At 55.1% G+C, this 21,026-nt stretch carries 23 protein-coding genes; 18 read left to right on the plus strand and 5 right to left on the minus strand.

What is annotated here, in order from left to right:
* Positions 1-156: 156 nt before the first annotated feature.
* Together RGV33_RS33175 and RGV33_RS33180 are read right to left on the minus strand one after the other, a co-directional pair.
* Positions 157-498, minus strand: coding sequence for a hypothetical protein (locus tag RGV33_RS33175; RefSeq protein ID WP_016974329.1), 342 nt, complete (start codon positions 496-498; stop codon positions 157-159).
* 106 nt (positions 499-604) lie between these two features.
* On the minus strand, positions 605-919 hold the full coding sequence (locus tag RGV33_RS33180; RefSeq protein WP_016974328.1) for a hypothetical protein: 315 nt from the start codon (positions 917-919) through the stop codon (positions 605-607).
* A gap of 146 nt (positions 920-1,065) precedes the next feature.
* On the opposite strand from RGV33_RS33180, the gene RGV33_RS33185 reads away from it, so the two are divergent.
* The 5 genes from RGV33_RS33185 (at position 1,066) to RGV33_RS33205 (ending at position 4,849) form a co-directional block, all read left to right on the plus strand.
* Positions 1,066-2,568: a 3'-5' exonuclease gene (locus RGV33_RS33185; protein ID WP_016974327.1), complete on the plus strand. Its 1,503-nt coding sequence runs from the start codon at positions 1,066-1,068 to the stop codon at positions 2,566-2,568.
* A gap of 80 nt (positions 2,569-2,648) precedes the next feature.
* On the plus strand, positions 2,649-3,014 hold the full coding sequence (locus RGV33_RS33190; protein WP_016974326.1) for a hypothetical protein: 366 nt from the start codon (positions 2,649-2,651) through the stop codon (positions 3,012-3,014).
* A gap of 17 nt (positions 3,015-3,031) precedes the next feature.
* Positions 3,032-3,217 (plus strand): hypothetical protein, encoded by a 186-nt coding sequence (locus RGV33_RS33195; RefSeq protein ID WP_016974325.1) that lies wholly within the window; start codon positions 3,032-3,034, stop codon positions 3,215-3,217.
* Positions 3,218-3,412: 195 nt separating this feature from the next.
* Entirely contained in the window at positions 3,413-4,384 is a 972-nt protein-coding gene (locus tag RGV33_RS33200; RefSeq protein ID WP_016974324.1) for a DNA replication terminus site-binding protein, read from the plus strand.
* 189 nt (positions 4,385-4,573) lie between these two features.
* Positions 4,574-4,849: a hypothetical protein gene (locus RGV33_RS33205; protein ID WP_016973421.1), complete on the plus strand. Its 276-nt coding sequence runs from the start codon at positions 4,574-4,576 to the stop codon at positions 4,847-4,849.
* 165 nt (positions 4,850-5,014) lie between these two features.
* Here RGV33_RS33205 and RGV33_RS33210 read toward each other — a convergent pair whose 3' ends face one another.
* The 3 genes from RGV33_RS33210 to RGV33_RS33220 form a co-directional block, all read right to left on the minus strand.
* A complete protein-coding gene (locus tag RGV33_RS33210) occupies positions 5,015-5,983 on the minus strand; it encodes an endonuclease (RefSeq protein ID WP_016973422.1) in 969 nt (322 codons plus the stop codon).
* Positions 5,984-6,276: 293 nt separating this feature from the next.
* A complete protein-coding gene (locus RGV33_RS33215; protein WP_322148870.1) occupies positions 6,277-6,402 on the minus strand; it encodes a hypothetical protein in 126 nt (41 codons plus the stop codon).
* 21 nt (positions 6,403-6,423) lie between these two features.
* Positions 6,424-8,076, minus strand: a complete 1,653-nt coding sequence (locus RGV33_RS33220) for a sigma 54-interacting transcriptional regulator (RefSeq protein WP_322148871.1) — start codon at positions 8,074-8,076, stop codon at positions 6,424-6,426.
* A 266-nt stretch (positions 8,077-8,342) separates the two neighbouring features.
* Here RGV33_RS33220 and RGV33_RS33225 point away from each other — a divergent pair, with 266 nt between their 5' ends.
* From RGV33_RS33225 to RGV33_RS33285, 13 genes are all read left to right on the plus strand, one after another.
* The gene (locus tag RGV33_RS33225; RefSeq protein WP_322148873.1) at positions 8,343-9,989 is read left to right on the plus strand and encodes a bifunctional 3-(3-hydroxy-phenyl)propionate/3-hydroxycinnamic acid hydroxylase; all 1,647 of its coding nucleotides are present in this window, start codon (positions 8,343-8,345) and stop codon (positions 9,987-9,989) included.
* A gap of 25 nt (positions 9,990-10,014) precedes the next feature.
* Positions 10,015-11,070 (plus strand): maleylacetate reductase, encoded by a 1,056-nt coding sequence (locus RGV33_RS33230; RefSeq protein WP_322148874.1) that lies wholly within the window; start codon positions 10,015-10,017, stop codon positions 11,068-11,070.
* A 74-nt stretch (positions 11,071-11,144) separates the two neighbouring features.
* Positions 11,145-11,984 carry an intradiol ring-cleavage dioxygenase gene (locus tag RGV33_RS33235; protein ID WP_322148875.1) on the plus strand — a complete coding sequence of 280 codons (840 nt, stop codon included), beginning with the start codon at positions 11,145-11,147 and terminating at the stop codon, positions 11,982-11,984.
* Between the two features lie 105 nt (positions 11,985-12,089).
* Positions 12,090-13,334 (plus strand): MFS transporter, encoded by a 1,245-nt coding sequence (locus RGV33_RS33240; protein ID WP_322148876.1) that lies wholly within the window; start codon positions 12,090-12,092, stop codon positions 13,332-13,334.
* 140 nt (positions 13,335-13,474) lie between these two features.
* On the plus strand, positions 13,475-13,699 hold the full coding sequence (locus RGV33_RS33245; RefSeq protein WP_322148878.1) for a 2-hydroxymuconate tautomerase: 225 nt from the start codon (positions 13,475-13,477) through the stop codon (positions 13,697-13,699).
* A 302-nt stretch (positions 13,700-14,001) separates the two neighbouring features.
* Complete coding sequence (locus tag RGV33_RS33250; protein ID WP_322148879.1) at positions 14,002-15,159, plus strand: MFS transporter; 1,158 nt, start codon at positions 14,002-14,004, stop codon at positions 15,157-15,159.
* 206 nt (positions 15,160-15,365) lie between these two features.
* Positions 15,366-15,683 (plus strand): DMT family transporter, encoded by a 318-nt coding sequence (locus RGV33_RS33255; protein ID WP_032429244.1) that lies wholly within the window; start codon positions 15,366-15,368, stop codon positions 15,681-15,683.
* A 14-nt stretch (positions 15,684-15,697) separates the two neighbouring features.
* The gene (locus RGV33_RS33260) at positions 15,698-16,987 is read left to right on the plus strand and encodes an ISL3 family transposase (RefSeq protein ID WP_023343400.1); all 1,290 of its coding nucleotides are present in this window, start codon (positions 15,698-15,700) and stop codon (positions 16,985-16,987) included.
* 129 nt (positions 16,988-17,116) lie between these two features.
* Positions 17,117-17,980, plus strand: a complete 864-nt coding sequence (locus tag RGV33_RS33265) for a SphA family protein (RefSeq protein WP_322148925.1) — start codon at positions 17,117-17,119, stop codon at positions 17,978-17,980.
* Positions 17,981-18,156: 176 nt separating this feature from the next.
* Positions 18,157-18,591, plus strand: a complete 435-nt coding sequence (locus RGV33_RS33270) for a CBS domain-containing protein (RefSeq protein WP_322148881.1) — start codon at positions 18,157-18,159, stop codon at positions 18,589-18,591.
* A 365-nt stretch (positions 18,592-18,956) separates the two neighbouring features.
* Positions 18,957-19,295: a hypothetical protein gene (locus RGV33_RS33275; protein WP_172693441.1), complete on the plus strand. Its 339-nt coding sequence runs from the start codon at positions 18,957-18,959 to the stop codon at positions 19,293-19,295.
* A 360-nt stretch (positions 19,296-19,655) separates the two neighbouring features.
* A complete protein-coding gene (locus RGV33_RS33280) occupies positions 19,656-20,072 on the plus strand; it encodes a hypothetical protein (RefSeq protein ID WP_322148882.1) in 417 nt (138 codons plus the stop codon).
* A 773-nt stretch (positions 20,073-20,845) separates the two neighbouring features.
* Entirely contained in the window at positions 20,846-21,019 is a 174-nt protein-coding gene (locus RGV33_RS33285) for a hypothetical protein (RefSeq protein WP_322148883.1), read from the plus strand.
* Positions 21,020-21,026 lie beyond the last annotated feature (7 nt).

Here is a 21,026-nt window from a genome sequence, read left to right on the forward strand (position 1 = left end):
TGACGGCCGTTTGTGCCTTTTCTAGCAATGCTCCCGGTGCAGTTCATTCCTGCCCAGGCATTCGAGTCGTCATTTGCCGTCCGTTTAGTGCCAATTCCATAGCAAAAACCCGCCTTGGTGGCGGGTTTTCTTGGCCTGGTCATTGACGGGTGATGCTCAGTAATTGGGTACCAGCGTAAATAGGCTTCGCCGCCATTGGCATACATCCTCGACTGATGCTCGCCCTGCGGTTTTGAGCGCGTCGAAGACGCTCAGAGCAAACGACATTGCAGCCTGGTCATCTTCGTGAAGATCGACAATCACAACAGGAAACTGGTCGCCGTCATCAGCATCTGGTGTTGCTATGGCGACTGTCTGAATTCCCCAGGTGATGCCGTCATCGTAAGGTTCTACAACAAATCGCTTGAGCCGGCGAATCATGCCGTCACGAATCATCTGAATCAGATCGGTGCGTACCGGCTCCGATTGGCACTGCTGGAAAAGTTGGATGGCTGTCATAAGCTACGGCTCCCTTGATATGCATTCATCCTGCCAGCAGTCTCGTAAATCCCAAACGGAATTCCCCTGGCTTTGTTCGACATCGCATTGGCGGCGAACCCTAGCATTATTTTTCCCCCTGGTTGGGCGTGCTCTTCCTCGCGGGTGGTGGCGGAAGATCAACAAAGGCTGGAGCGGCTACGCAAAATGCTGTTTGCATGCCAGAAACATCACCGTCCCAACACTCGCATTCGGCGTCCCAACCTTCAGGGTCAAAATTGAAGATCGTCCCGAGATCAACAGCCCCATCCAGGGTGGCGTATGCCCCGCTCAAGGTTCCGTTGATCAGTACCGCGTAGCAATCGTCGCCGATTTGCAATGCTTTCCCTGGATTGGCTTCAAGAAGACGCTGATAGGAAGCAAGGGTCTCGTCGTAAGTCATGGTTGCTGCTCTGATTCCGGGTGTGAGAAGACATTGCCACCGCTCCAGGAATACCCAAATCCTGTAGAGGGCAGAGCTGGCAGCCCCGCTTGGGTTTGTGCGTGGCTATGCAACCATGGAGACATATCAGAACGGAGATCCAAGGCATGAACTTCACCCACGAACAGGGGCCAGCGATTAACTCGTTGGCCCGTATCGTCAAGCTGGTGGCTTTTGCTGGAACAGGGAAGACCACCACGCTTGTTGGCTATGCCAAGGCTAGACCTCAATGCCGTCTGCTCTACCTCTGCTACAACAAAAGCGTCGAGATTGCTGCCAAGCAAAAGTTTCCGCCGAACGTGACGTGCAAAACAGCCCATGGCTTGGCTTATGCGTCGATCGGATCGAAGTACAGACACAAGCTCACGAGCAATCTGCGCCTGACCGACATTGCAAGAGTTATCGGCTCACAGAACTGGGAGCTGGTGCGCAGCGTGCAAGAGACGCTGAACAATTATCTGGCCAGCGCGGATGACGATATCGAGCTTTGTCACTGCCCTGTAAGCAAGCTCAAGACGGATCGAATGAAGCGCGCCGCCGGCAGCATCGTCGAAGGAGCCAGGCAGCTTTGGTTGCAAATGTGCGACATCCATAACGAGGCAGCGAATATTACGCACGATGGGTACCTCAAGCTCTGGGCTCTCTCGAAACCAAACTTGCGGGACCGTTACGATATTGCGCTTGGAGATGAGGCACAGGACATCAATCCAGTGATTGCAGGTGTTCTTGCGCAGCAGGCGGCATACGGTATGGGTGTAGTCGTCTGTGGCGATGGCCATCAGATGCTCTACCGTTTCAGGGGGGCTGTAGACGCTCTCAATGCGACCTGGCTCGACAAAGCGGAAGTCCATTACCTCACTCAGTCGTTTCGGTTCGGGTCTGCCGTTGCGCACGTCGCCAACATGGTTCTCGCGTTCAAGGGTGAATCCCGCCAACTGGCTGGGCTTGGTGGCGAGACTCGTGTTTCAAAGGCGCTACCGGCTGACCTTGAACATCGCACCGTACTCTGTCGGACGGTGGTTGGAGTGATCGAGACGGCGCTGGCCAATGTAGAGACTGGTGCAAAGATCTACTGGGTTGGGGGGATCGAGGGTTACAACCTCCAGGATCTTGAAGACCTACATGCGCTATCGAAGGGGTGGCGTGACCGAGTGAAGGGGAAAAAACTCCTCCAGGAATATCCTGATTATGACCTCTACAAGCAGATTGCCGATGAAAGCCAAGACCCTGAGATGAACCGCTCGATCAAGATCATCGAGCAGTACAGCGCGGATCTCCCGGAGTTGTTTGCCAAGCTGCGGCGCAACGCGGTCACTGATGAGCTTGAAGCCACCATCACCCTCAGCACCGCGCATCGCTCGAAAGGCTTGGAGTGGGATGCGGTGCAACTGGCTGAGGATTTCACCTTCGATCCGTTCAATCCGGACAACGAAAAGGAACCATGGATCGATGAGATGAACCTCCTATACGTCGCGTGTACGCGTGCTATGCGTGTTCTGGCTGTCAACTCGACGATGTTGGAGATCATGAAAGAGTTCGTCGACCGGCGTGATGGTCGCAAGCCAAACACCCCAATGGTTTTCAGGAAGAAACAGGCGGCTGCCGCGTAGTGCTCCTCGAGCATCGCATTGGGTTATCCGGTGCACGCACTAGGATTGGATTTGACCATTAGATTACCGATGGACCGTAAATGAGTCGGAAAAAGTCAACCCAGCGGGATCTGGATCTGCTCGCGATGTCGAGCATTGCCAGCCAGCTACCTGTTCGTTTTGAGAATAAAACAGCCTGGCATGTGTTCGCCGGTGAGTGCCGCGGCTGCAACCAAACGATCCCGGACGAGCATCTGAGAGGAGCTGTCACCCGAACTGCCCAGTGGTGCTTCACGATTGAAGCAAGCGGCTATTGCCCTGAGTGCAGGAGCATCACCAGGTTCTTGTTGCGCCTTCATGATGATTTGACAGCTTCAGGCCCAATGAACGGGCTCTGGCAAACATGGAAACCGAAGCGAAAAGCAGGCTTCGCCTGGTTGCTTCGATTCTTGAAACTCACCCGCTAATCACAGGAGATATTCTCATGTCCATTTCCAGCCACCAGGCAGCTTTGCTTCAGCAGCTGCGGGATCAGGGCTATGTAGTCTTGCTCGTTGAGCCGGGCGAAACTGAACACATCAGTCGAGACAGGTTGGAGAGCCGTTTGCGAGCCGACGCTGCGGATCACATTGAGGATCTGCTGTCTCTGGAGGCAGTCCGAACTCGCTGAGCTGACACGTAGCAAAAAAGCCCGTTTCGAACGGGTTTTTTTATGAGCGGAATTTGTGATACTTGGTAATACCACCCCTTCAATCGCGAGATCGCTTTCGCACCCGCTGCGTTGCTCCTGGTTAACATGGAGCAGAGGGGGAGGAGGGCACACGGCATAGCCGTAGTGAAGGGGTGGTATTATGAGGAATCCTAGATGACTGACGCAATTGTTTCCGCTTACAAGCGTTTGGTCGAAACCGTTGGGGCTTTCAATGAGAAATGGCCCGCATTGGTTGTCGGCGGGATGATATGGCGCATCCCGCTCCTCTCTGAACAGAGGACGCCATCTCGAATCAACGTCCAGGTACTGACAGGAACTGACGCGATCAAGGCCGCCGTAGAGGCGTTACGCGAGTTTGAGCGCGATCTCGGCCAGGCTCCAGGTACCGTGCTGCGTTTGCCGGGGTACTTTCTCCTCTCCGGATCGATACTCGATGAGGGTAGGGCGGTGAATCGCTGCAAGAGCGCGCTGGTGGATGCGATCGAGGCTGAGCGCGTGTTTCGCAACGTCGCCGTCAGCCGCCGCTCCCACATCATGCGCCAGGCCCTGGGGAAAAATTTCTCTCTCAACCAGCTGAAGCGCGCAATCCAAGTTTTTGATGCGGCCCCAAGGCAGATCACATTCACCTGGGCCGGCCACACCTCAGGTAAAGAGCGTGTCACTGTTGGCCACGTCCGGGAAGTACTGCTTGCCGAGGCACATGAAAGATCCGTGGCCACCGGCGAGCCAGTGGAGAATAGCCCCCAGTGGATCGATCTACGCACCATCGCGAACATGGCTGAAACCGACCTTTTAGATGCACCAAAGCCTATCGCTCCGCATCCACGGGCCATGCTGTGGTTTTCCGAGCGAAGCCGGTATGACGCAATGCTGCATGCCAACCTCCCATTCTTCGTACTCGATGGGCAGCCCTCTGCAAAAGTCGTTGGCCTCAAGGACTTCGATAGAGACTCGCGATCAGCAAAACGGCCCGACATAAAGCACCGGTTGCCGGCACTCCCTGGTGGGCGCTTTTTCGTAGCCTCATCCACTGCGGAACCAATTACCCAAGAGCCCGGCGGGCCAGATGGCCCCGAGGTGCTTTCGACCTACCGAGAATCAATAAAAGACGTCTCAGAGCGATAGTTTATCCATAAAAATCAATGGCTTAGAGTTCGCATAATAGGGATTATGTTAAACGTCGTTAGCACCCTAATAATTAGGTAGCAAACATTATCCTTCCATGCGCTGAGCTGTTCAAGCCACTAATGAACCGAGTACGCTCCTTTGAGGTCGCTTGCATTCCGCTAGCTGCCTGAAACGGAGATCGAGAAGATGATGATTGATGGCGTTGAGAAACGAATCGAAGCCGGCGTGAATACGGCCCTGGACATGGTTGAGGTATTGGTTGCAGCTGGCCAGCCCCTCAAATCTGCGATTGCCACCTCGCGGATACTCACTATGGAAGTTGTCCGTGAGTCTCTGGCAAAGAACCTGGCAAACAAAAGCGGCTCGGTGATTACTCATACCTTGGCCACGACGCCGGCCCAACCTGAGCCAGTACCGCCCCAGCAGGCCGCAAAAACGAAACAGCACCAGACAGTTGAATGATCATTGAGGTCGGCCGGGAGATCTTTGTGATACACCCGGCCGTGCCTGCGATACCAGCTTCCTCACCTCACGCTTGCTGTAGCCACCGCAGAGCGTCCAGAGGGCAGGAAAACGTTCAGGCAAGCCCCAGCACTACATAACTGCATATCCGCCCCGCACGGCCCCCTATCGGCAGTTTCCGGCCCGTTTAAACCCCGCCGCTTCGGCGTCCGCAGCGCTCGCAAACTCTACCCGGTTGCGCGTTCCGACCTTTCCATAGCTCGGACAGCCCACTGGCAGGTGGTATACATTGCTATTGCGGTTCCCAATCACCAGCGGGATCGAGTTGGAGGCGTCTCCACCAGATACCTGGTGCTGAACTGGCTCGCTCCGAATGGCCTGGGGTATCGTGCCGGCTCTCGTCACTCGCATCCCGAGACTCCAAGAACGCTCACCTGTTACGAATGGGTTGCTGTGCCCCATTATTCGGGCAATGCGCCGGTCACGCTCCTGTTCCCACGCGGTCACTGGGTATTGGTGATCCCAGGCCATCAGCAACTGCTGTTGTGCCTTGGACATCGACAGCCCGTAACGGTCGTGCATGTAGAAATATATGCGAGCAACCGCTCCCTTTACCTGGTCGCGAGGCTCTGTCACCCGCTGCTGGAAATCTGTTCTGGTCGGGCAAGCGCCGTATTGCTTGGGTGTTGAGGGTAAAACGCCATAACGAAAGTTGCTGCGATCAGCATTCACCTCGCCGACACTCACATCGAGGTTGTGCATGTCGGCTTCCATTTTGCGAAATACCGGATCGTTATCGATGCAGTTTTTGCGCCCCCCGTTCTGCCAACACTGCCGCTGGCTGCCGAAGGCGTATGCGGGCAAGACATGCTCCCATTCGATGCGCTGCGCGCGATTCTCCTGAGCGCGGACTTCGTACCCGCACGAGGCGAAGTCCACACGGCCTCCTGATCGCCCTACCCACTTCCAATTGCACCCACAGTAAAGATCGCCGGCTTCGCTGGTGTTGCGGTCGTAGTAGACCTTCTGGCGTAGCTCAACCTTGGCCTGCTCGAAGGTCGTAGGTGCTGAGGCCAGAGCGAAGTTAGACGTGGCCATCAGCATGGCCAAAAACATCATGAGGATCGATTTCATGGTTTTCCTTAAAACAAGGGTGGTTCCAGGCTATTCAGGGGGGAAAGAAGCTCGCCGATGCGACGAACTCTGCGAAAGATAATTTGCGCGATCGATTCATGGCCCGTGGCAATGACCCCAAACAACCCAGCCAGGAGAAGTGCCCAGAAGCTGTTGCGCTTCCAGTCGCTTGCCTCGGCCAAGGCACTCTGGCGATGCTGTTCGGCTCGTTCAGAAAGGGACGGGCTTTCTGGGCCAAGCGCAGTTGCCTCGATGGCGTAGAGGTCGTCTCAGAAAACGGAAAATAAAGCACGCTAAGCCGGTTGCAATGGTCGTAGCGGCCTGAACTTGCCCGCGCCGATCTTGGCGCTGTTGCGCCAGAGGTAGTCGCCGGTCAGGTTGATGTATAGCTCAACCTGACGCACCGGTCGATTTGTCACATGCCGGCTCCACCTCCTGCTTTATGTGCTGACGTGCGTGTCGTCACGCTCGTTTCCCAGAGCTCCGTGAAGAATTTTTTTCTGGCGGTGCTCCAGCTGTCGGCGAGTGATACCTAGCAGCCGCGCGGCTTTCGAAATATTGCCATCGGACCGGGTAAGTGCACGATTTACCGACCTATCGATGAGTTCTTCCAAGGGATGTTCATCCAGCCAACGCTCGATGATTTGCTGGCGTTGTTGCGGGGCGTCGAAGTTTTTCGGCGACTCCGGCTTCCGAGTCGAAGAGAGAAACAGGTCACTCAGGCCGATTGGCTCATTTTCATCGGCCAGCACGACTCCGCGCTCGATGATGTTCTCCAGCTCTCGCACATTACCCGGGTAGTTGTACTCCAGCAGCGCCCGCACAGCCGCCCGCGAAAGTCCCTTGATCGAGCGTTGGTGCAAGGTGGAGAAGCGCTTGATGAAATAACGGATGAGCAATGGAATGTCGTTTCGCCGTTCGCGCAGAGCCGGAATGTGAATGGGCACTACGTTGATGCGATAGAACAGATCTTTACGGAAGCGGCCCTGCCGAACGTCTTCTTCCAAATCCGCATTGGTTGCGGCAATGACCCGAATATCGACTGGGTATGGGGCATCACCACCTAACCGATCCACTTCACGTTCCTGCAGCACGCGAAGAAGCTTTTCCTGCGCCACTGAAGTCAGGGTACCGATTTCGTCGAGGAACAGTGTGCCGCCATTAGCTTGTTCGAAACGCCCGGGCCTGGTACGCGTGGCGCCGGTGAAGGCGCCCTTTTCCACCCCGAACAGCTCCGACTCGATCAGCGTTTCTGGTAGCGCGGCGCAGTTGACGGCCACGAACGGTTTGCCTGCTCGGTGGCTGAGTTGGTGCAGCAGTCGAGCAAAGCGCTCTTTGCCGACGCCTGTCTCACCTTGGAAAAGTACGGTGACATTCCGAGGCGCTATCTTCTCGATCCGTCTGCAGGTAGCGAGAAAACTAGGGTCGGCCCCGATCAGATCGGAGACAGCCAGGGCGTTATCGAGTATCGGATCATTGAGCGAGGCGTTGATGTAATCGGTGGAACCGAACAGCTCCAGCTGGTCAGCATCGGGCCCCCATTCCTCGATAGGCTTACCGATGATACGGCATTGCGCATGCCCCATACCGCGACACTCAATCTCGCGAAACAGCACCGTGCGGCCGAAGAAGGCGCTGGTAAAACCGGATGCATGGCCTATCTGCATCCAGCAGACCGGTTCGGCGGAAAGGGGCAGATGCGCCAAGTGGGCGCTGGCCTCGATGGAGTCGTGCCAGATCTGTTCGACATAGTGATGGCCGGACTCGACGTCTACCTCCATGCGCAGCGTCTCCACAAGCGTCACTCCCTCCATCGCGTGTAGCAATGGCCCAGCCATGAAGGCGTGATCGCTTTCGTCGCCCCGCAGGTTTCGCGCGAGCTCGGCATCGCTTGAGCCGGCAGCATAGCCCATTCGCGCCATGAGACGACGCGAGTGAGCAACGCCCATTTCGGCGATCAACTCACGCCGGAATGCGGCGAAAGCGGGCAATTTCATCAGGAAGGCACGCTGGTTGCCGAGCCATATTTTGCCCTTTTCAGGCTCCAGTCGTAGCAACTGGATCAAATCTTGTGGGAATTGTTGCGTATTCATGGCGATTCAACATTTTTGTTGATATTCGCATTACCTATAACAAATACGTTAATTAACAGCAATGCATACCCTGAATGCTACCGATGAGTAAAATACTCAAGTTATTGTTTTATATGAATAATTAACTTTTTAGCGGCTTTGGCACACAGCTTGCTCTTCCTATCGTAGTCGTCATGCGTCGGAGGGTACCCTCCCCGCAAGGCGAACTCCCAACAATAAGATAGTGGTACCGGACTTGGCAGTCCGGTGTCAGGAGAGTGATAACAATGACAATGAATGTGCTAAATCTCCCCGTGGATAGCTGCGATGCCACTGATCATTCTGACGCCGATGTCGCCATCGTCGGAGCCGGCCCGGTAGGTACCCTGCTTGCGATTCTGCTGGGCCAGAAAGGACACCGAGTAACACTCGTGGAGCGCTGGAAAGAGCGCTATGAGCGCCCCCGCGCCGTGACGTTCGACCATGAGATTGCCAGGATCCTCGCTAGCCTCGGCATTGACTCCGACAACGACTCGGCCATCGACTACCACGACGACTTTTACTACTGGCGTGATGCCAAGGGTGAAGATCTGCAGATCGTCGACTGGAAAAGCACCTCGGCATCGGGTTGGCGGGTTCGTTACTGGTTCTATCAACCGGACCTCGAAAAGCGCCTGCTGGATATCGCCGCTACCATTCCGAGTATTCAGTTGATCCGTGGCTGGGAAGCCCAAACGCTCAGCCAGGATGAGAATGGTATTTGTCTGGGTGGCCACATCGAAGGTTCAGAAGTGCCCACTCGAATTCGCGCCAAGTATGTTGTGGGCGCGGATGGCGCGAACAGTTTTGTGCGCAAGGAGCTGGACCTCAACTTTGTCGATTGTGGCTTCTTCTACGACTGGTTGATCCTCGACATGATCCCGCATCAGGAGCTCGCAATCGATCCTGTGCATTGGCAACTATGCGATCCGAAGCGGCCTACGACCATCGTGCCTGGCGGCCCCGGTCGCAAACGTTGGGAATTCATGGCCCTTCCCGGCGAATCTGCCGAAGAATTAGCGTCTCCTGAAAGTGCCTGGAAGCTGATGGCCCCTTGGGGAATCACGCCGGAGGTTGCAACGATCGAGCGCAGTGCCGTGTACCGCTTCCAGGCGTGCTATGCCGAATCCTGGCGCAACGGCCGCGGGCTGATTGCGGGTGACGCGGCGCACTTGATGCCCCCCTTTGCCGGAGAAGGCATGTGCGCGGGCCTGCGAGATGCAGTAGCCCTGAACTGGCGTCTGGATGCCATCCTCACCGGCAAGATGACGGATGAGGTGCTTGACAGTTACACCACCGAGCGTCGCGAACACGCCAAACACTACATCGAATTCTCCATGGAGCTCGGGCGCATCATCTGCATCACCGATCCGGCTGAGGCTGCAGAGCGTGACGTGCGCATGAAGGCAGAACTGGAAGCATCCGGGCGCGTTCCGGTACCCACCGACAAGGCAACCCTGGGCCCGGGAGCTTGGTGCCGCAATGCGGGTCATGCCGGCGAACTGTCGGTCCAAGGCATCGTCAGCAAAGGCGAGCAGCGTGGCCGCTTCGATGACATCGTCGGCCGCGGCTGGCTAGTCATCGGTTTCGGGGAGTCACCCCGCCAGGCGCTGAAAGCAAGTCAACTGGATGCTCTGGAGCAGCTGAACGCGCAGTTCGTCACGCTGGGCGCAATCGGCAGCCCCTGTGACGTGGAAGACGTTGACGGTACCTATGCTGCCTGGCTTGAAAGCATCAATGCGCGCTACCTGGTGATTCGCCCTGACTTTTATGTCGCAGCCAGCGCGTGGTCGGCCGATGCCCTGCAGCTCCAGCTGGATGAACTGCTGGAGCAGCTTTATCTGACGCCAGTCGACCAAGCCTTTCCATGCGCAGGCATTGCCACATCCGCCTGACGGAACCGACCAGGAGTATTTTCCGATGACCGATTTCACCTACACCAACAACCCCGCACGTGTCATTTTCGGTTCAGGCAGTTCTCAGCGAGTGGCTGAAGAACTCAAGGCCCTGGGCTGCCAACGTGCGTTAGTGCTTTCAACACCCTCGCAACGGGAGGACGCTGAACGGCTCAACGACACATTGGGAGGGCTGGGCGTCGGCGTATTTTCTAACGCGACAATGCACACGCCCTTCGAGGTGACCGAAGAAGCGCTGAGAACCTATGTTGAGCTGGGCGCGGACTGCGTTGTGGCCATAGGGGGCGGCTCCACCATTGGCTTGGGCAAGGCAATTGCGTATCGCAACGACGCGCCGCAAGTGGTGGTGCCGACTACCTATGCCGGCTCTGAAGTCACACCGATTCTCGGGCAGACGGAAAACGGCATAAAAACCACCGTGAGTTCTGCGTCGATCTTGCCCGAAGTCGTGATCTACGACCCAGAGCTGACGCTGGGGCTGCCCGTCTCCATGAGTGTTACCAGTGCCCTCAATGCCATGGCCCATGCGGTGGAAGCGCTCTATGCCCGCAATCGCAACCCCATCACCTCGCTGATGGCGGTGGAAGGAATTCGCGCGTTGAAGGAGGCCTTGCCGGGGGTGGTCCAGCAACCAGAGTCTATCGCCACTCGCAGTACGGCCCTATATGGCTCATGGCTGTGCGGCACAGTGCTGGGCACCGTCGGCATGGCCCTGCACCACAAGCTATGCCACACCCTGGGCGGCAGCTTTAATTTACCCCATGCCGAAACCCATGCCGTCATGCTGCCGCACACGGCTGCGTACAACCAGGTCGCTGCGGCTGACGCCTTGCGCCCCGTGGCCGAACTGTTCGGTGGGCAACTGGGAAGCGGACTCTACGACTTTGCCGCCGCGCTGGGTGCCCCGCTGGCATTGAAGGATCTGGGCCTGAATGAACGCGACCTGGACCATGTAGCGGACTTGGCCGTCAAGAACCCCTACTGGAATCCGCGACCGGTAGAACGCGACGCCATCCGCGCACTCTTGCAACGGGCCTGGTCCGGCTTACGACCGGAATGACCAGGAGCGGGCGACCGCAAGAGGACGCCCTCTACCCGCCAATCAGGGTCCCAAACACTATTCAGGTGGACAACATGATCGAATTTTTTACCGAAGAAAGCTCGGCGAAGAGCGTTAACGCACGCATGGGGGAAACCATCAACCCCCGCCTGCGCACCATAATGGCTTCGTTGATTGAGCACCTCCATGGCTTTATCAAGGACGTTGAGCTGACAGAACCCGAGTGGGAAGTGGCTATCGAATTCCTGACCAAGACGGGGCAAATTTGCTCTGAGCACCGTCAGGAGTTCATCTTGCTCAGCGACACCCTGGGTGTCTCTATGCTGGTGGACGCCATCAATTCCCGACGGCCTCAAGGCGCCACCGAAAATACGGTATTCGGGCCTTTCCACGTGGACGGCGCACCTATTCGTGACATGGGTGACACCATCTCCCTGGATGAAAAGGGCGAAAGCTGTCTGTATGAGGGGCGAGTCCTGGACTTGCAAGGCAACCCCATCGAGGGCGCCGTGCTGGATGTCTGGTCGGACAACATTGATGGCTACTACGACGTGCAGCAACCGGACCTGCAGCCAAAATGGAACAATCGTGGTCGATTTGTCACCGGAGCTGATGGACGCTACAGCTTCCGCGGCATCAAACCGGTGTCCTACCCCATTCCAGACGATGGCCCAGTGGGCCAGATGCTGGCGCAACTCGGGCGCCATCCGTGGCGACCGGCACATATGCATTTCATGCTCAATGCCGAGGGTTACCAGCGCATCGTGACGCACACGTTCGCCGCCGGTGATGAGTACTTGACCTCCGACACGGTGTTCGGTGTGAAGGCCTCACTGATCCAGACATTCGAGCAGAGTCAACATGGCACCACTCAGTGGAAAGCCGGGTTCGACTTTGTCCTGGTGCCTGGCTAACCACCAGAACTGCTTCCTTCTTCGCCTGGAAACCCCCGTGCCGGTTGAGTGCGGCGACTTGTTGCGCCGGCATCTCCTATTACAAGAACAATAACGGAACACACTATGAAAAACCCACGCAGCTATCGTGCAGATGCTTCTTATGAGTGGAAAGCTGTAACTCTATTGGCGCTTGGCTTCGGACTGGTGAGCATCGATCGCTTCATGATCATGCCGCTGTTCCCGGTCATGATGAAGGACCTGAATCTGAATTATCAGGACCTCGGCCTGATCACGGGAATCCTCGCGGTAACCTGGGGCATCTCGTCGCTGTTCATGGGCAAGTTGTCCGATCGCTTCGGCCACCGCGCGATCATCGTGCCCGCTGTCATCCTCTTTTCTCTGCTCGCCGGTTTCAGCGGACTGGCTACCGGCCTGCTCAGCCTGATGTTGATTCGCGCGGTGATCGGCGCAGCGGAGGGTGCCTACACCCCGGCGAGTATTGTGGCGACACTGGATGCTTCGAAACCGAGCCGTCATGGCTTGAATCTGGGAATCCAGCAGGCGGCAATGCCGCTCTTTGGCCTCGCACTGGCGCCGATTCTGGTGACTCAGCTACTGCACGTCGTAGCGTGGCATTGGGTCTTCGCCCTGGTGATGATCCCCGGGCTGATCGTCGGATTTCTGCTGCATAAGGTGTTACGAAACACTGATCCGACCGCTGCCGCTGAACACACGATCACGCATGATGCAACCAGCCACCGCTGGACTGATGTTTTCAAAAGTCGCAATGTGCCGCTGAACATCCTTGGCATGATGTGCTGGCTGACGGTCCTCGTGGTGCTGGGCGCATTCCTGCCCAACTACCTACTGGACTACATGGGGCTGAGCCTGGAGCAGATGGGCTATGTCCTTTCGGCCATCGGATTCGGTGGTGCCGCGGGAACCATCCTTCTGCCGTGCCTCTCCGACCGTATCGGTCGCAAGCCGGTCATGGTCTTGTCGGTCATCGGCGGAGTTGCCTCGCTCTATCTGCTGATCAACACCGGTGCCGACACTACCCGCTTGTTCATTTCCCTGTTTCTCACGGTCTTCTTCGACTTCGGACTCATTTGCCTGACCGTGGGCCCTTCCACCACCGAGTCAGTACCCGCACGGCTGATGTCGACCGCTTCTGGCTTCGTTGTTGGCATTGGTGAGATTTTCGGCGGCGGCATTGCCCCCAGCCTGGCGGGCTACGTCGCGCATAACCATGGCATCCAGTACACCTTGCTGTTGGCGATCGGAGCCATGGCCGCAGGGCTACTGATTACGCTTTCAATCAAGGAAACAGCGCCGGTGCGTATCGCATCGGTCCTCAAAACTACCTGATTGCATTACACATACAGAGATCGAGCACAGAAACCTCGCCTGCGGTAAGGGCAAGGTTTCCGGTCTTACTCATCGCCAAAAAACCATGACCGCCACCCCGATGCACTGACTAACCACCAAGGCTATTTGCCACGAAATCAGTGCCTCGAAACTTACCAAGGAATACTTCCATGCCCATTATTACTATCAATCTTCTTGAGGGCCGCACTGATGATCAGAAAGAGCAGCTGATCCATGAAGTAACTGAGGCCTGTCACAAGGCCATTGGTGCGCCTCGGGAATCAGTGAGGATCATCATCTCCGATATGCGCAAACAGCATTATGGGGTTGGCGGCGCCTCCAAGGCTAAGTCGGAAAGCCAATGATGGCAGTCAAGGACTGCTGTCTATTTACGCCGAAGAGTTTATGCATTAATACCCTTAATCAGTATTAAGTTCTGCCATAGCGGAAGTCACGATGAATCCTAATAAAAACGGGTAACCGGAATATCTGGTTGATATCTCCTTTGCTGGCAGCCTGTAATTCCCACTTTCTCACCGGAGAATATGGTTGATCAGCCTCCCTTCGCGGGTTAGTATCAGTCCATCTATAGGAGGACGACCTCCCCCACCTTGGGAAGTAATGACCAGGACGACCTGGCCCCCTCAAACATATAAAAAGGAAAAAAATGCCATTAGTTGTCTATATTTTAGGATTAGCTATTTTTGCTATAGGGACATCGGAGCTCATGGTAGCGGGGATGATGACCACCTTATCCGAGGCTTTTAATATTACGATTGGCGAAGTAGGCCATCTAATGTCTTATTTTGCCTTTGGGGTGATGGTTGGGGGGCCTATACTCACTTATATTTTCTTAAAGCTAAAGGTGCCTTATCGTCCTACTTTGTTAGCTTTGCTTGGGGCATATGTGGTGGTGCAAGGTTTTAGTGCTTTTATTAATGATCATTCGACATTAGTAGCCATTCGTGTGATTACAGGCGTGTTGTGTGCAGGTTGTTTAAGTTTGTCTTTGGCAACCAGTATGGCTTTAGTGGAATCTGAAAAACGTCCTCAGGCTGCTGCCATTGTGATTGGTGGCTTTATGATTTCTAATGTGTTTGGCGTTCCTTTAGCCACCATTATTAATGAGCAGTGGGGTTGGCGTATTAGCTTTGGTTTAGTGGCGATTTTGGTTTTGATTTGTTTTATAGCCTTAATACGTATGTTACCTGCTCCTGAAAACAAGGGCGAAGGGGTCAAGATGGCAGAGGAAATGGTGGCCTTTAAAACCCCTGCCTATTGGAAAGCGTGTTTAACCAGTTGTTTGATTTTAGGTGCTAGCTTTGCTGCCTTTAGTTATTTTGTGCCGATATTATCGAATGTGACGGGTTTTAGTATGCAAGTTATCCCTCTTATTTTGGTGTTATATGGCACAGCGAATGTGGTGGGCACCATGATTACCAGTCGTTTTGCTTATCGTCATAGTTTAGCCATTATGGTGACTGGGTTAAGCGTGCTGAGTGTGGCTTTAATTGGCATGGCGTTACTAGTCCATTTTAAGTGGTTTGCTATTTTCTTTATTGTGTTAATTGGTTTAGCCGGTTTACCTATGAATCCTGCCATGATGGCCCGTATTGTGAGCGTCTCTCATCCAGGCCCGATGGTAAATGCCGTCCATACCTCTGTGATTAATATTGGTTTAGGAGGCGGGTCTTATTTAGGGGGAATGGCGATTTCAGCGGGCTATAGCTATCGTTCAGCCTTGTGGATTGGCGCAGTTTTAGCGCTAGTCGGATTGTTGTCGGTGCTGCCCTATTTGCGTCGTGGTAAGCTAGGCTGGGGTTAATGGGTTAAATAAATAAAGGGTAACCGGAATATCTGGTTGATATCTCCTTTGCTGGCAGCCTGTAATTCCCACTTTCTCACCGGAGAATATGGTTGATCAGCCTCCCTTCGCGGGTTAGTATCAGTCCATCTATAGGAGGACGACCTCCCCCACCTTGGGAAGTAATGACCAGGACGACCTGGCCCCGTTATATTTCGGAGGGGTCAATGCCTTGGGTATATCTTCTCGTTGCCGGTGTCCTTGAGATTGTGTGGGCTTACACAATGAAGCAATCTCATGGCTTCAGTCGGCTCTTACCATCGATCATCACGATTTCTACAATGGTGGCCAGCTTCTGGCTGTTAGCAGTCGCCATGCGAACTATTCCACTCGGAACTGCCTACACAATCTGGACGGGAATAGGAGCTGTAGGCGCTTTTCTTGTCGGAATCGCATTTTTGGCTGAACCGGTTAATGCAGCGAGAATCATTGCTGCGATCCTCATTGTTTCAGGGTTGGTGTTAATGAAACTATCCAGCGCCTGACATCGAGGTTATTAATGATGGGTCTCGTTACTGGCCTTATTAACCTCTCAAATTATGAGGTCAGGGACTCCAAGTCGACAGACGACGAAATGCACTTCCAGGTGGACGCACCCGATCCCATCGCGTGCGAGAAATGTGGCGTGCAGGGTGAAATCGTGCGGTTCGGCAAGCGTGATGTTCCTTATCGTGATTTGCCCATCCACGGCAAGCGGGTCACCCTCTGGGTGGTTCGTCGCCGGTACACCTGCCGGGCCTGCAAGACCTCCTTCAGGCCCCAGCTACCGGAGATGGTGGACGGCTTCCGCATGACGCGGCGGCTGCATGAGTACGTGGAGAAAGAATCCTTCAACCACCCCTACACCTTCGTGGCGGCGCAGACTGGCCTGGACGAGAAGACGGTACGCGACATCTTCAGCGCTCGCGCCGAGTTCCTGGGGCGCTGGCACCGATTCGAGACGCCTCGCATTCTGGGTATAGACGAGCTGTACCTGAACAAGCGCTACCGCTGCATTCTGACCAACATCGAGGAGAGAACCCTGCTCGACCTGCTGACCACCCGCCGGCAGGACTTGGTGACCAACTACCTGATGAAGCTGAAAGACCGGCAGAAGGTCGAGATCGTCAGCATGGACATGTGGAACCCCTACCGTACGGCGGTCAAGACGGTGCTACCACAGGCCCGTATCGTGGTCGATAAATTCCATGTGGTGCGCATGGCCAATGATGCCTTGGAGAAGGTGCGCAAGGGCCTAAGAAAGGAGCTGAAACCCTCCCAGAGCCGAACCCTCAAGGGAGACCGGAAAATCCTGCTGAAACGCGCTCACGAAGTCTCAGACCGAGAGCGGCTGATCATGGAGACCTGGACAGGCGCATTCCCGCAACTGCTGGCCGCCTACGAGCACAAGGAGCACTTCTACGGCATCTGGGATGCCATCACGCGCTCCCAGGCAGAAGCCGCCCTGGACGAGTGGATAGCCACCGTCCCGAAAGGCCAGAAGGAAATCTGGAGCGATCTGGTCAGAGCGGTGGGCAACTGGCGCGAAGAGATCATGACCTACTTCGAGACGGATATGCCCGTCACCAATGCTTACACGGAATCCATCAACCGACTGGCCAAGGACAAGAACCGTGAAGGGCGTGGTTACTCCTTCGAGGTGATGCGGGCACGAATGCTCTACACCACGAAGCACAAGAAGAAGGCCTCAACTGCGAAGGTCTCTCCATTCTACAAGAAAACCATCTGTTACGGACTGTCGGATTTCGCAGAGGAACTCAATTACGGGGTCGATCTATCAACCATCTGAGGGTGGTATAAGGTTGGTGGGGTGAAGGAGCCCCATCAACCATTAAATCCGGATACCCATAAAAACAATATTGATACAATCAAAACATCACCACGACTCAGCATCCAGGGATGTTTATTCGGTGCAAGTCTGAGCCTGCTGGCAGCAGGACTTTCAGGCCACGTACAGGCCACTGAGAGCGGCGGGTCCAGCTATCCAATGGGTGCTGAAAACTACATGAGCGGAGCCATGCCGCCACCAGGGTTTTACGGCATTGTTTACGCCAGTCATTACGATGCAGATTCACTACGCGGCAACGATGGGCAAAAACTGCCGGTGGATTTTCGAGTGCGGGCCAGTTCAATTGATCCGCGTTTCATCTGGGTCACCGATCAACAGATATTGGGGGGGACCCTAGCGTTTCATACCATCATGCCATTGGTTGACCTCAAGGTTGACCTCAATGGCCAGTCGCAAAGGAAGCAAGGGTTGGGCGATATGACGTTCGGGGCAGCTCTGGGCTACCACCTGAGCGACAAGCTACACACCATCGTCGCCCTCGATATCATGGCTCCTACCGGTGAATACAACCGTCACGACCTGGCCAATATCGGTCGCAACTACTGGGATATCCAACCCGTCTTGGCATTGTCGTATATCGACCCCAAGGGTTTGAATGCCGATGCGAAAATAATGTATGACTTCAACCTGAAAAACCACGCTACCGATTACACGTCAGGCCAAGAGTTTCACGTGGACTATTCGATAGGTTGGGGGCTTGGCAATGGGTGGGTAGTGGGTGTGGGCGGCTACGTTTATCAGCAAACTACGGATGATCGGCAAAACGGTGAGCGTATCGAAGATAATAAGGGACGCGCGCTTGCTATTGGCCCATCGATCAAATATGCCAGCAGCAAAGGTTGGTTCCTGACGGCGAAATGGCAACAGGAATCCAACGTACGAAATCGTGCGGAAGGTGAAGCCTACTGGTTGAAACTAACAGTACCCTTTTAAAGGGACTGTTTTTTCGGATGTGACGACTAAAAAGTAGTGTCGTAGTTGAAGTAAATCCCCGTATCTATCGATGCGGGTTTATATCTCCAGGCTCTAGCCCCGGCGGGAGCATCCCGTAGGCCATCCCGAATTACCGCTGGGAGGGAAGGTCCACGTGCATAGATGAGGAATTCAATATGAAAACCGTTGCACAAACTCTCGCCGCCAAGGCACATGCAGAAATCCACTCAATCTCTCCTGACGCGACGGTGTTTGAGGCCATCAGTCGTATGGCGGAAAAGAATGTAGGGGCACTTATTGTCCAGGAGCTGGACCAACTCGTCGGTATTGTCAGTGAGCGCGACTATGCTCGCAGGTTGGTCCTCCTCGGCCGCGCATCGGTGGCGACATCGGTGAGCGCCATCATGAGCACTCCGGTCATTACGGTCACACCAAAAGAAACGACGCAACGCTGCATGCAGCTCATGACCCAAGGCCACATGCGCCATCTTCCCGTTGTAGAAGGTGACAAGCTCATTGGCGTCGTCTCCATTGGAGATTTGGTCAAAGACGTTATCTCTGAACAACACGACCTCATTGAGCAACTTCAGAAGTACATTCGCGGAGAGTGATCTGCTACCCGTTTTGAGTGCCACGCTGAACTTAGTAGTGTCCGTGTTCCGATCAGGGGAGACGATGCGACCGGCGGTGACCGAAGGCAAAGCGCCATGTTGTTAAGCCACGGCAACATTGCTTGGTCGAGGGAAGCCGGCCTGAGGCTTTGGCTGTCACCATTGCGACTAGCACCTGAGAGGAATTGACAGCTTAATGAATTAAAACAATGGCTTACATTGCTAATGTCAAAAATTTTCTTCATCTCTCGACATACCGAAAGACGTAAAATTAGGCTCTTGCTGCTGATCGGAAACCCTTAGCGTACGATTTTTTCCGAATTCTGTAGGTTCCCCATGCCCAATTAAGCTGGCTGGGGACAGTCATGAACGCTTTACCAATGCAGCTACGACACGAAGGAAAAACTCATATGTCAGGACAGAAATCAGAGGTGCTGAGTGAGTGCCCGGAGTGCGGCGCTCAGGTCAGCATGACCGGTTATGACCATCCGCCGTGCGGCTACGAACGCGTGCAACCGGGTTACGTTTTCGCCTGCACGGGATGCAAGGTTCGTCTTGATGCTTGGAGTTACCCACGACCCGTTACCGTAGAGAAGGCCATCAAAAGTTGGAATCATCACTCCGCGATCTGGCCTGGCGACAAAGCGCGTGAGCGCCGCAAAGCGAAAAAGCTGGCAGGCATCGCGACCACTTCTCAAAGTTGATTACACAAACTCAGCCAGCAACCCGCGCATCCCAGCCAAAAAGCGGCTACCGCGCCATTGGCTTGCTGGCTGGTGCCATCCAGGGCGACAAGTCACCCCGTCTATCACCAGCTCCTGGTTCAAAGCAAACCCGCTGGCCACCAACAAAAAAACCGCCTCTTGTTATTCCCCCCTCCGGGGAATACATAGTTAGGGGTTTTTCAGGCTGTTACTCCCCAGCCTCCAAACGCTTCCCTACTGTAGGGAAGCGTCTAAGCGTAGCATCTTGGACATTGATCCCACGGAGCCACATGGGAGCCTGCAGCAGCTGGCGATCGACTATGAAACGTTCTACACAGACAAGGCAAACGGCGGGTACTCGTGGCCAACATGGATAAGAGCGGCGCGCTCATTGCCAGCCAAGCCACCCTGGCCAAGCTGATGGAAACATCCACAGCCACGACAAAGCGCGCTTTGTCGGTGCTGATAGAACAGGCTTGGATTCAGACGATCCGGCTCGGCAGTGATCGAGGCGGTGCACTGGCTTACGTGGTGAACAGCAGGATCGCTTGGGCTGACAGCCGCGAAAACATTCGCTTTGCGCGGTTCAATGCCCGAGTGCTTGTATCGTCGGAAGACCAAAGCGACCTTGGCACCGGCAAGCTGTTGAAGGCGCCTGTCATGGCACCCGGAGATATTCAGTTGCCAGCTGGTGACGGCAAGAGGCCGCCAGTTCAAGAATCACTGGAAGGCATGCTGCCTGATTTGCCGTCGATCACTGATGATTCTGAAGCCTGAAAACGACGAAACCCGCAGCACGGCAATGCTTGCGGGTTTCTAGGTTTCTGCGAAGGAGCAAAAGACCGTCCCGACATTTTACCCTCCCTCCAGGGTTTTGCCCACCACTCGTACCCCGGCTTTCTACGTACGATACAGACAAAACGCCGATAACCCGGGCCAGCCCGGGCGATGCAACCGCCCGCGGCCTGGATCTGCGCACGACTCAGGAAATCACCCTGCAGTTACCCACCGCCCGGGTAAGAAGCCTCCCGCCCCGTGGATAACTGCATCGCTCGCTCTGGCCTCTGACGGGCCCCGCTCGCTGGGAGATTTTTGTGTGCGCTGGCCGTTGCATCGGCATGCCTTCGGCGACCAAGAGGGTGCCCCCCTTGGATCCGCAGTCCAGGGCAAAACCTCCACTCTGCGTTCACCCAAGTGGTTCATCATTATCGTTCAGTAGCGGAACGCCCCAATGGCCTACGCCAGTGCTTCCCAGCATTCTAATGAATAAATAAGACCTGAATTTGTAGACACTTGAGTCTATTTTCCAAACCCCACAGGCCGCACTGCCCGTGCTGCAGGCCGATGGAAGCGTGCAGTGCCCCGAGCAATTTCTCGAAAGGAGCTAGTTAGAGCCACAAACTCCTGTCGTCCAAGAGCGTCGGTCAATACCAAATCGAGTGACCCCACCAAGAAGAGAAGATGGATTAATGTCCACCAGGACTTCCAGTCCCTTCCCTTAGAACATAACATCACGTCACGTTACAGATCCGAGCCAGATGCCTATGCCGATGAAAACTAGCAATCGCGTTGTGATCGAGGTTGATCCTGCTCAAAAGCTGAAGATCTATGCCGCACTTAAGGCGCGTGGGCTGACCATGCGCGAGTGGTTTCTGCAGCAGGTGAGCCAGGAGCTTTCCATTCCGCAGCCCACCAAACCCTCCAGTCAGTCGAGCAACGATTAAGTAATTC

The sequence above is a fragment of the Pseudomonas sp. Bout1 genome, assembly GCF_034314165.1.
GTDB lineage: Bacteria > Pseudomonadota > Gammaproteobacteria > Pseudomonadales > Pseudomonadaceae > Aquipseudomonas.

Bases quoted from the DNA above. Each gene is read 5' to 3' on its own strand.
- RGV33_RS33235 (WP_322148875.1), top strand. From the start codon at position 11,145: ATGATCGAATTTTTTACCGAAGAAAGCTCGGCGAAGAGCGTTAACGCA.
- RGV33_RS33250 (WP_322148879.1), top strand. From the start codon at position 14,002: ATGCCATTAGTTGTCTATATTTTAGGATTAGCTATTTTTGCTATAGGG.
- RGV33_RS33260 (WP_023343400.1), top strand. From the start codon at position 15,698: ATGATGGGTCTCGTTACTGGCCTTATTAACCTCTCAAATTATGAGGTC.
- RGV33_RS33255 (WP_032429244.1), top strand. From the start codon at position 15,366: ATGCCTTGGGTATATCTTCTCGTTGCCGGTGTCCTTGAGATTGTGTGG.
- RGV33_RS33225 (WP_322148873.1), top strand. From the start codon at position 8,343: ATGACAATGAATGTGCTAAATCTCCCCGTGGATAGCTGCGATGCCACT.
- RGV33_RS33205 (WP_016973421.1), top strand. From the start codon at position 4,574: ATGATGATTGATGGCGTTGAGAAACGAATCGAAGCCGGCGTGAATACG.
- RGV33_RS33230 (WP_322148874.1), top strand. From the start codon at position 10,015: ATGACCGATTTCACCTACACCAACAACCCCGCACGTGTCATTTTCGGT.
- RGV33_RS33220 (WP_322148871.1), bottom strand. From the start codon at position 8,076: ATGAATACGCAACAATTCCCACAAGATTTGATCCAGTTGCTACGACTG.
- RGV33_RS33185 (WP_016974327.1), top strand. From the start codon at position 1,066: ATGAACTTCACCCACGAACAGGGGCCAGCGATTAACTCGTTGGCCCGT.
- RGV33_RS33285 (WP_322148883.1), top strand. From the start codon at position 20,846: ATGAAAACTAGCAATCGCGTTGTGATCGAGGTTGATCCTGCTCAAAAG.
- RGV33_RS33175 (WP_016974329.1), bottom strand. From the start codon at position 498: ATGACAGCCATCCAACTTTTCCAGCAGTGCCAATCGGAGCCGGTACGC.
- RGV33_RS33210 (WP_016973422.1), bottom strand. From the start codon at position 5,983: ATGAAATCGATCCTCATGATGTTTTTGGCCATGCTGATGGCCACGTCT.
- RGV33_RS33275 (WP_172693441.1), top strand. From the start codon at position 18,957: ATGAACGCTTTACCAATGCAGCTACGACACGAAGGAAAAACTCATATG.
- RGV33_RS33270 (WP_322148881.1), top strand. From the start codon at position 18,157: ATGAAAACCGTTGCACAAACTCTCGCCGCCAAGGCACATGCAGAAATC.
- RGV33_RS33180 (WP_016974328.1), bottom strand. From the start codon at position 919: ATGACTTACGACGAGACCCTTGCTTCCTATCAGCGTCTTCTTGAAGCC.
- RGV33_RS33200 (WP_016974324.1), top strand. From the start codon at position 3,413: ATGACTGACGCAATTGTTTCCGCTTACAAGCGTTTGGTCGAAACCGTT.
- RGV33_RS33190 (WP_016974326.1), top strand. From the start codon at position 2,649: ATGAGTCGGAAAAAGTCAACCCAGCGGGATCTGGATCTGCTCGCGATG.
- RGV33_RS33195 (WP_016974325.1), top strand. From the start codon at position 3,032: ATGTCCATTTCCAGCCACCAGGCAGCTTTGCTTCAGCAGCTGCGGGAT.
- RGV33_RS33240 (WP_322148876.1), top strand. From the start codon at position 12,090: ATGAAAAACCCACGCAGCTATCGTGCAGATGCTTCTTATGAGTGGAAA.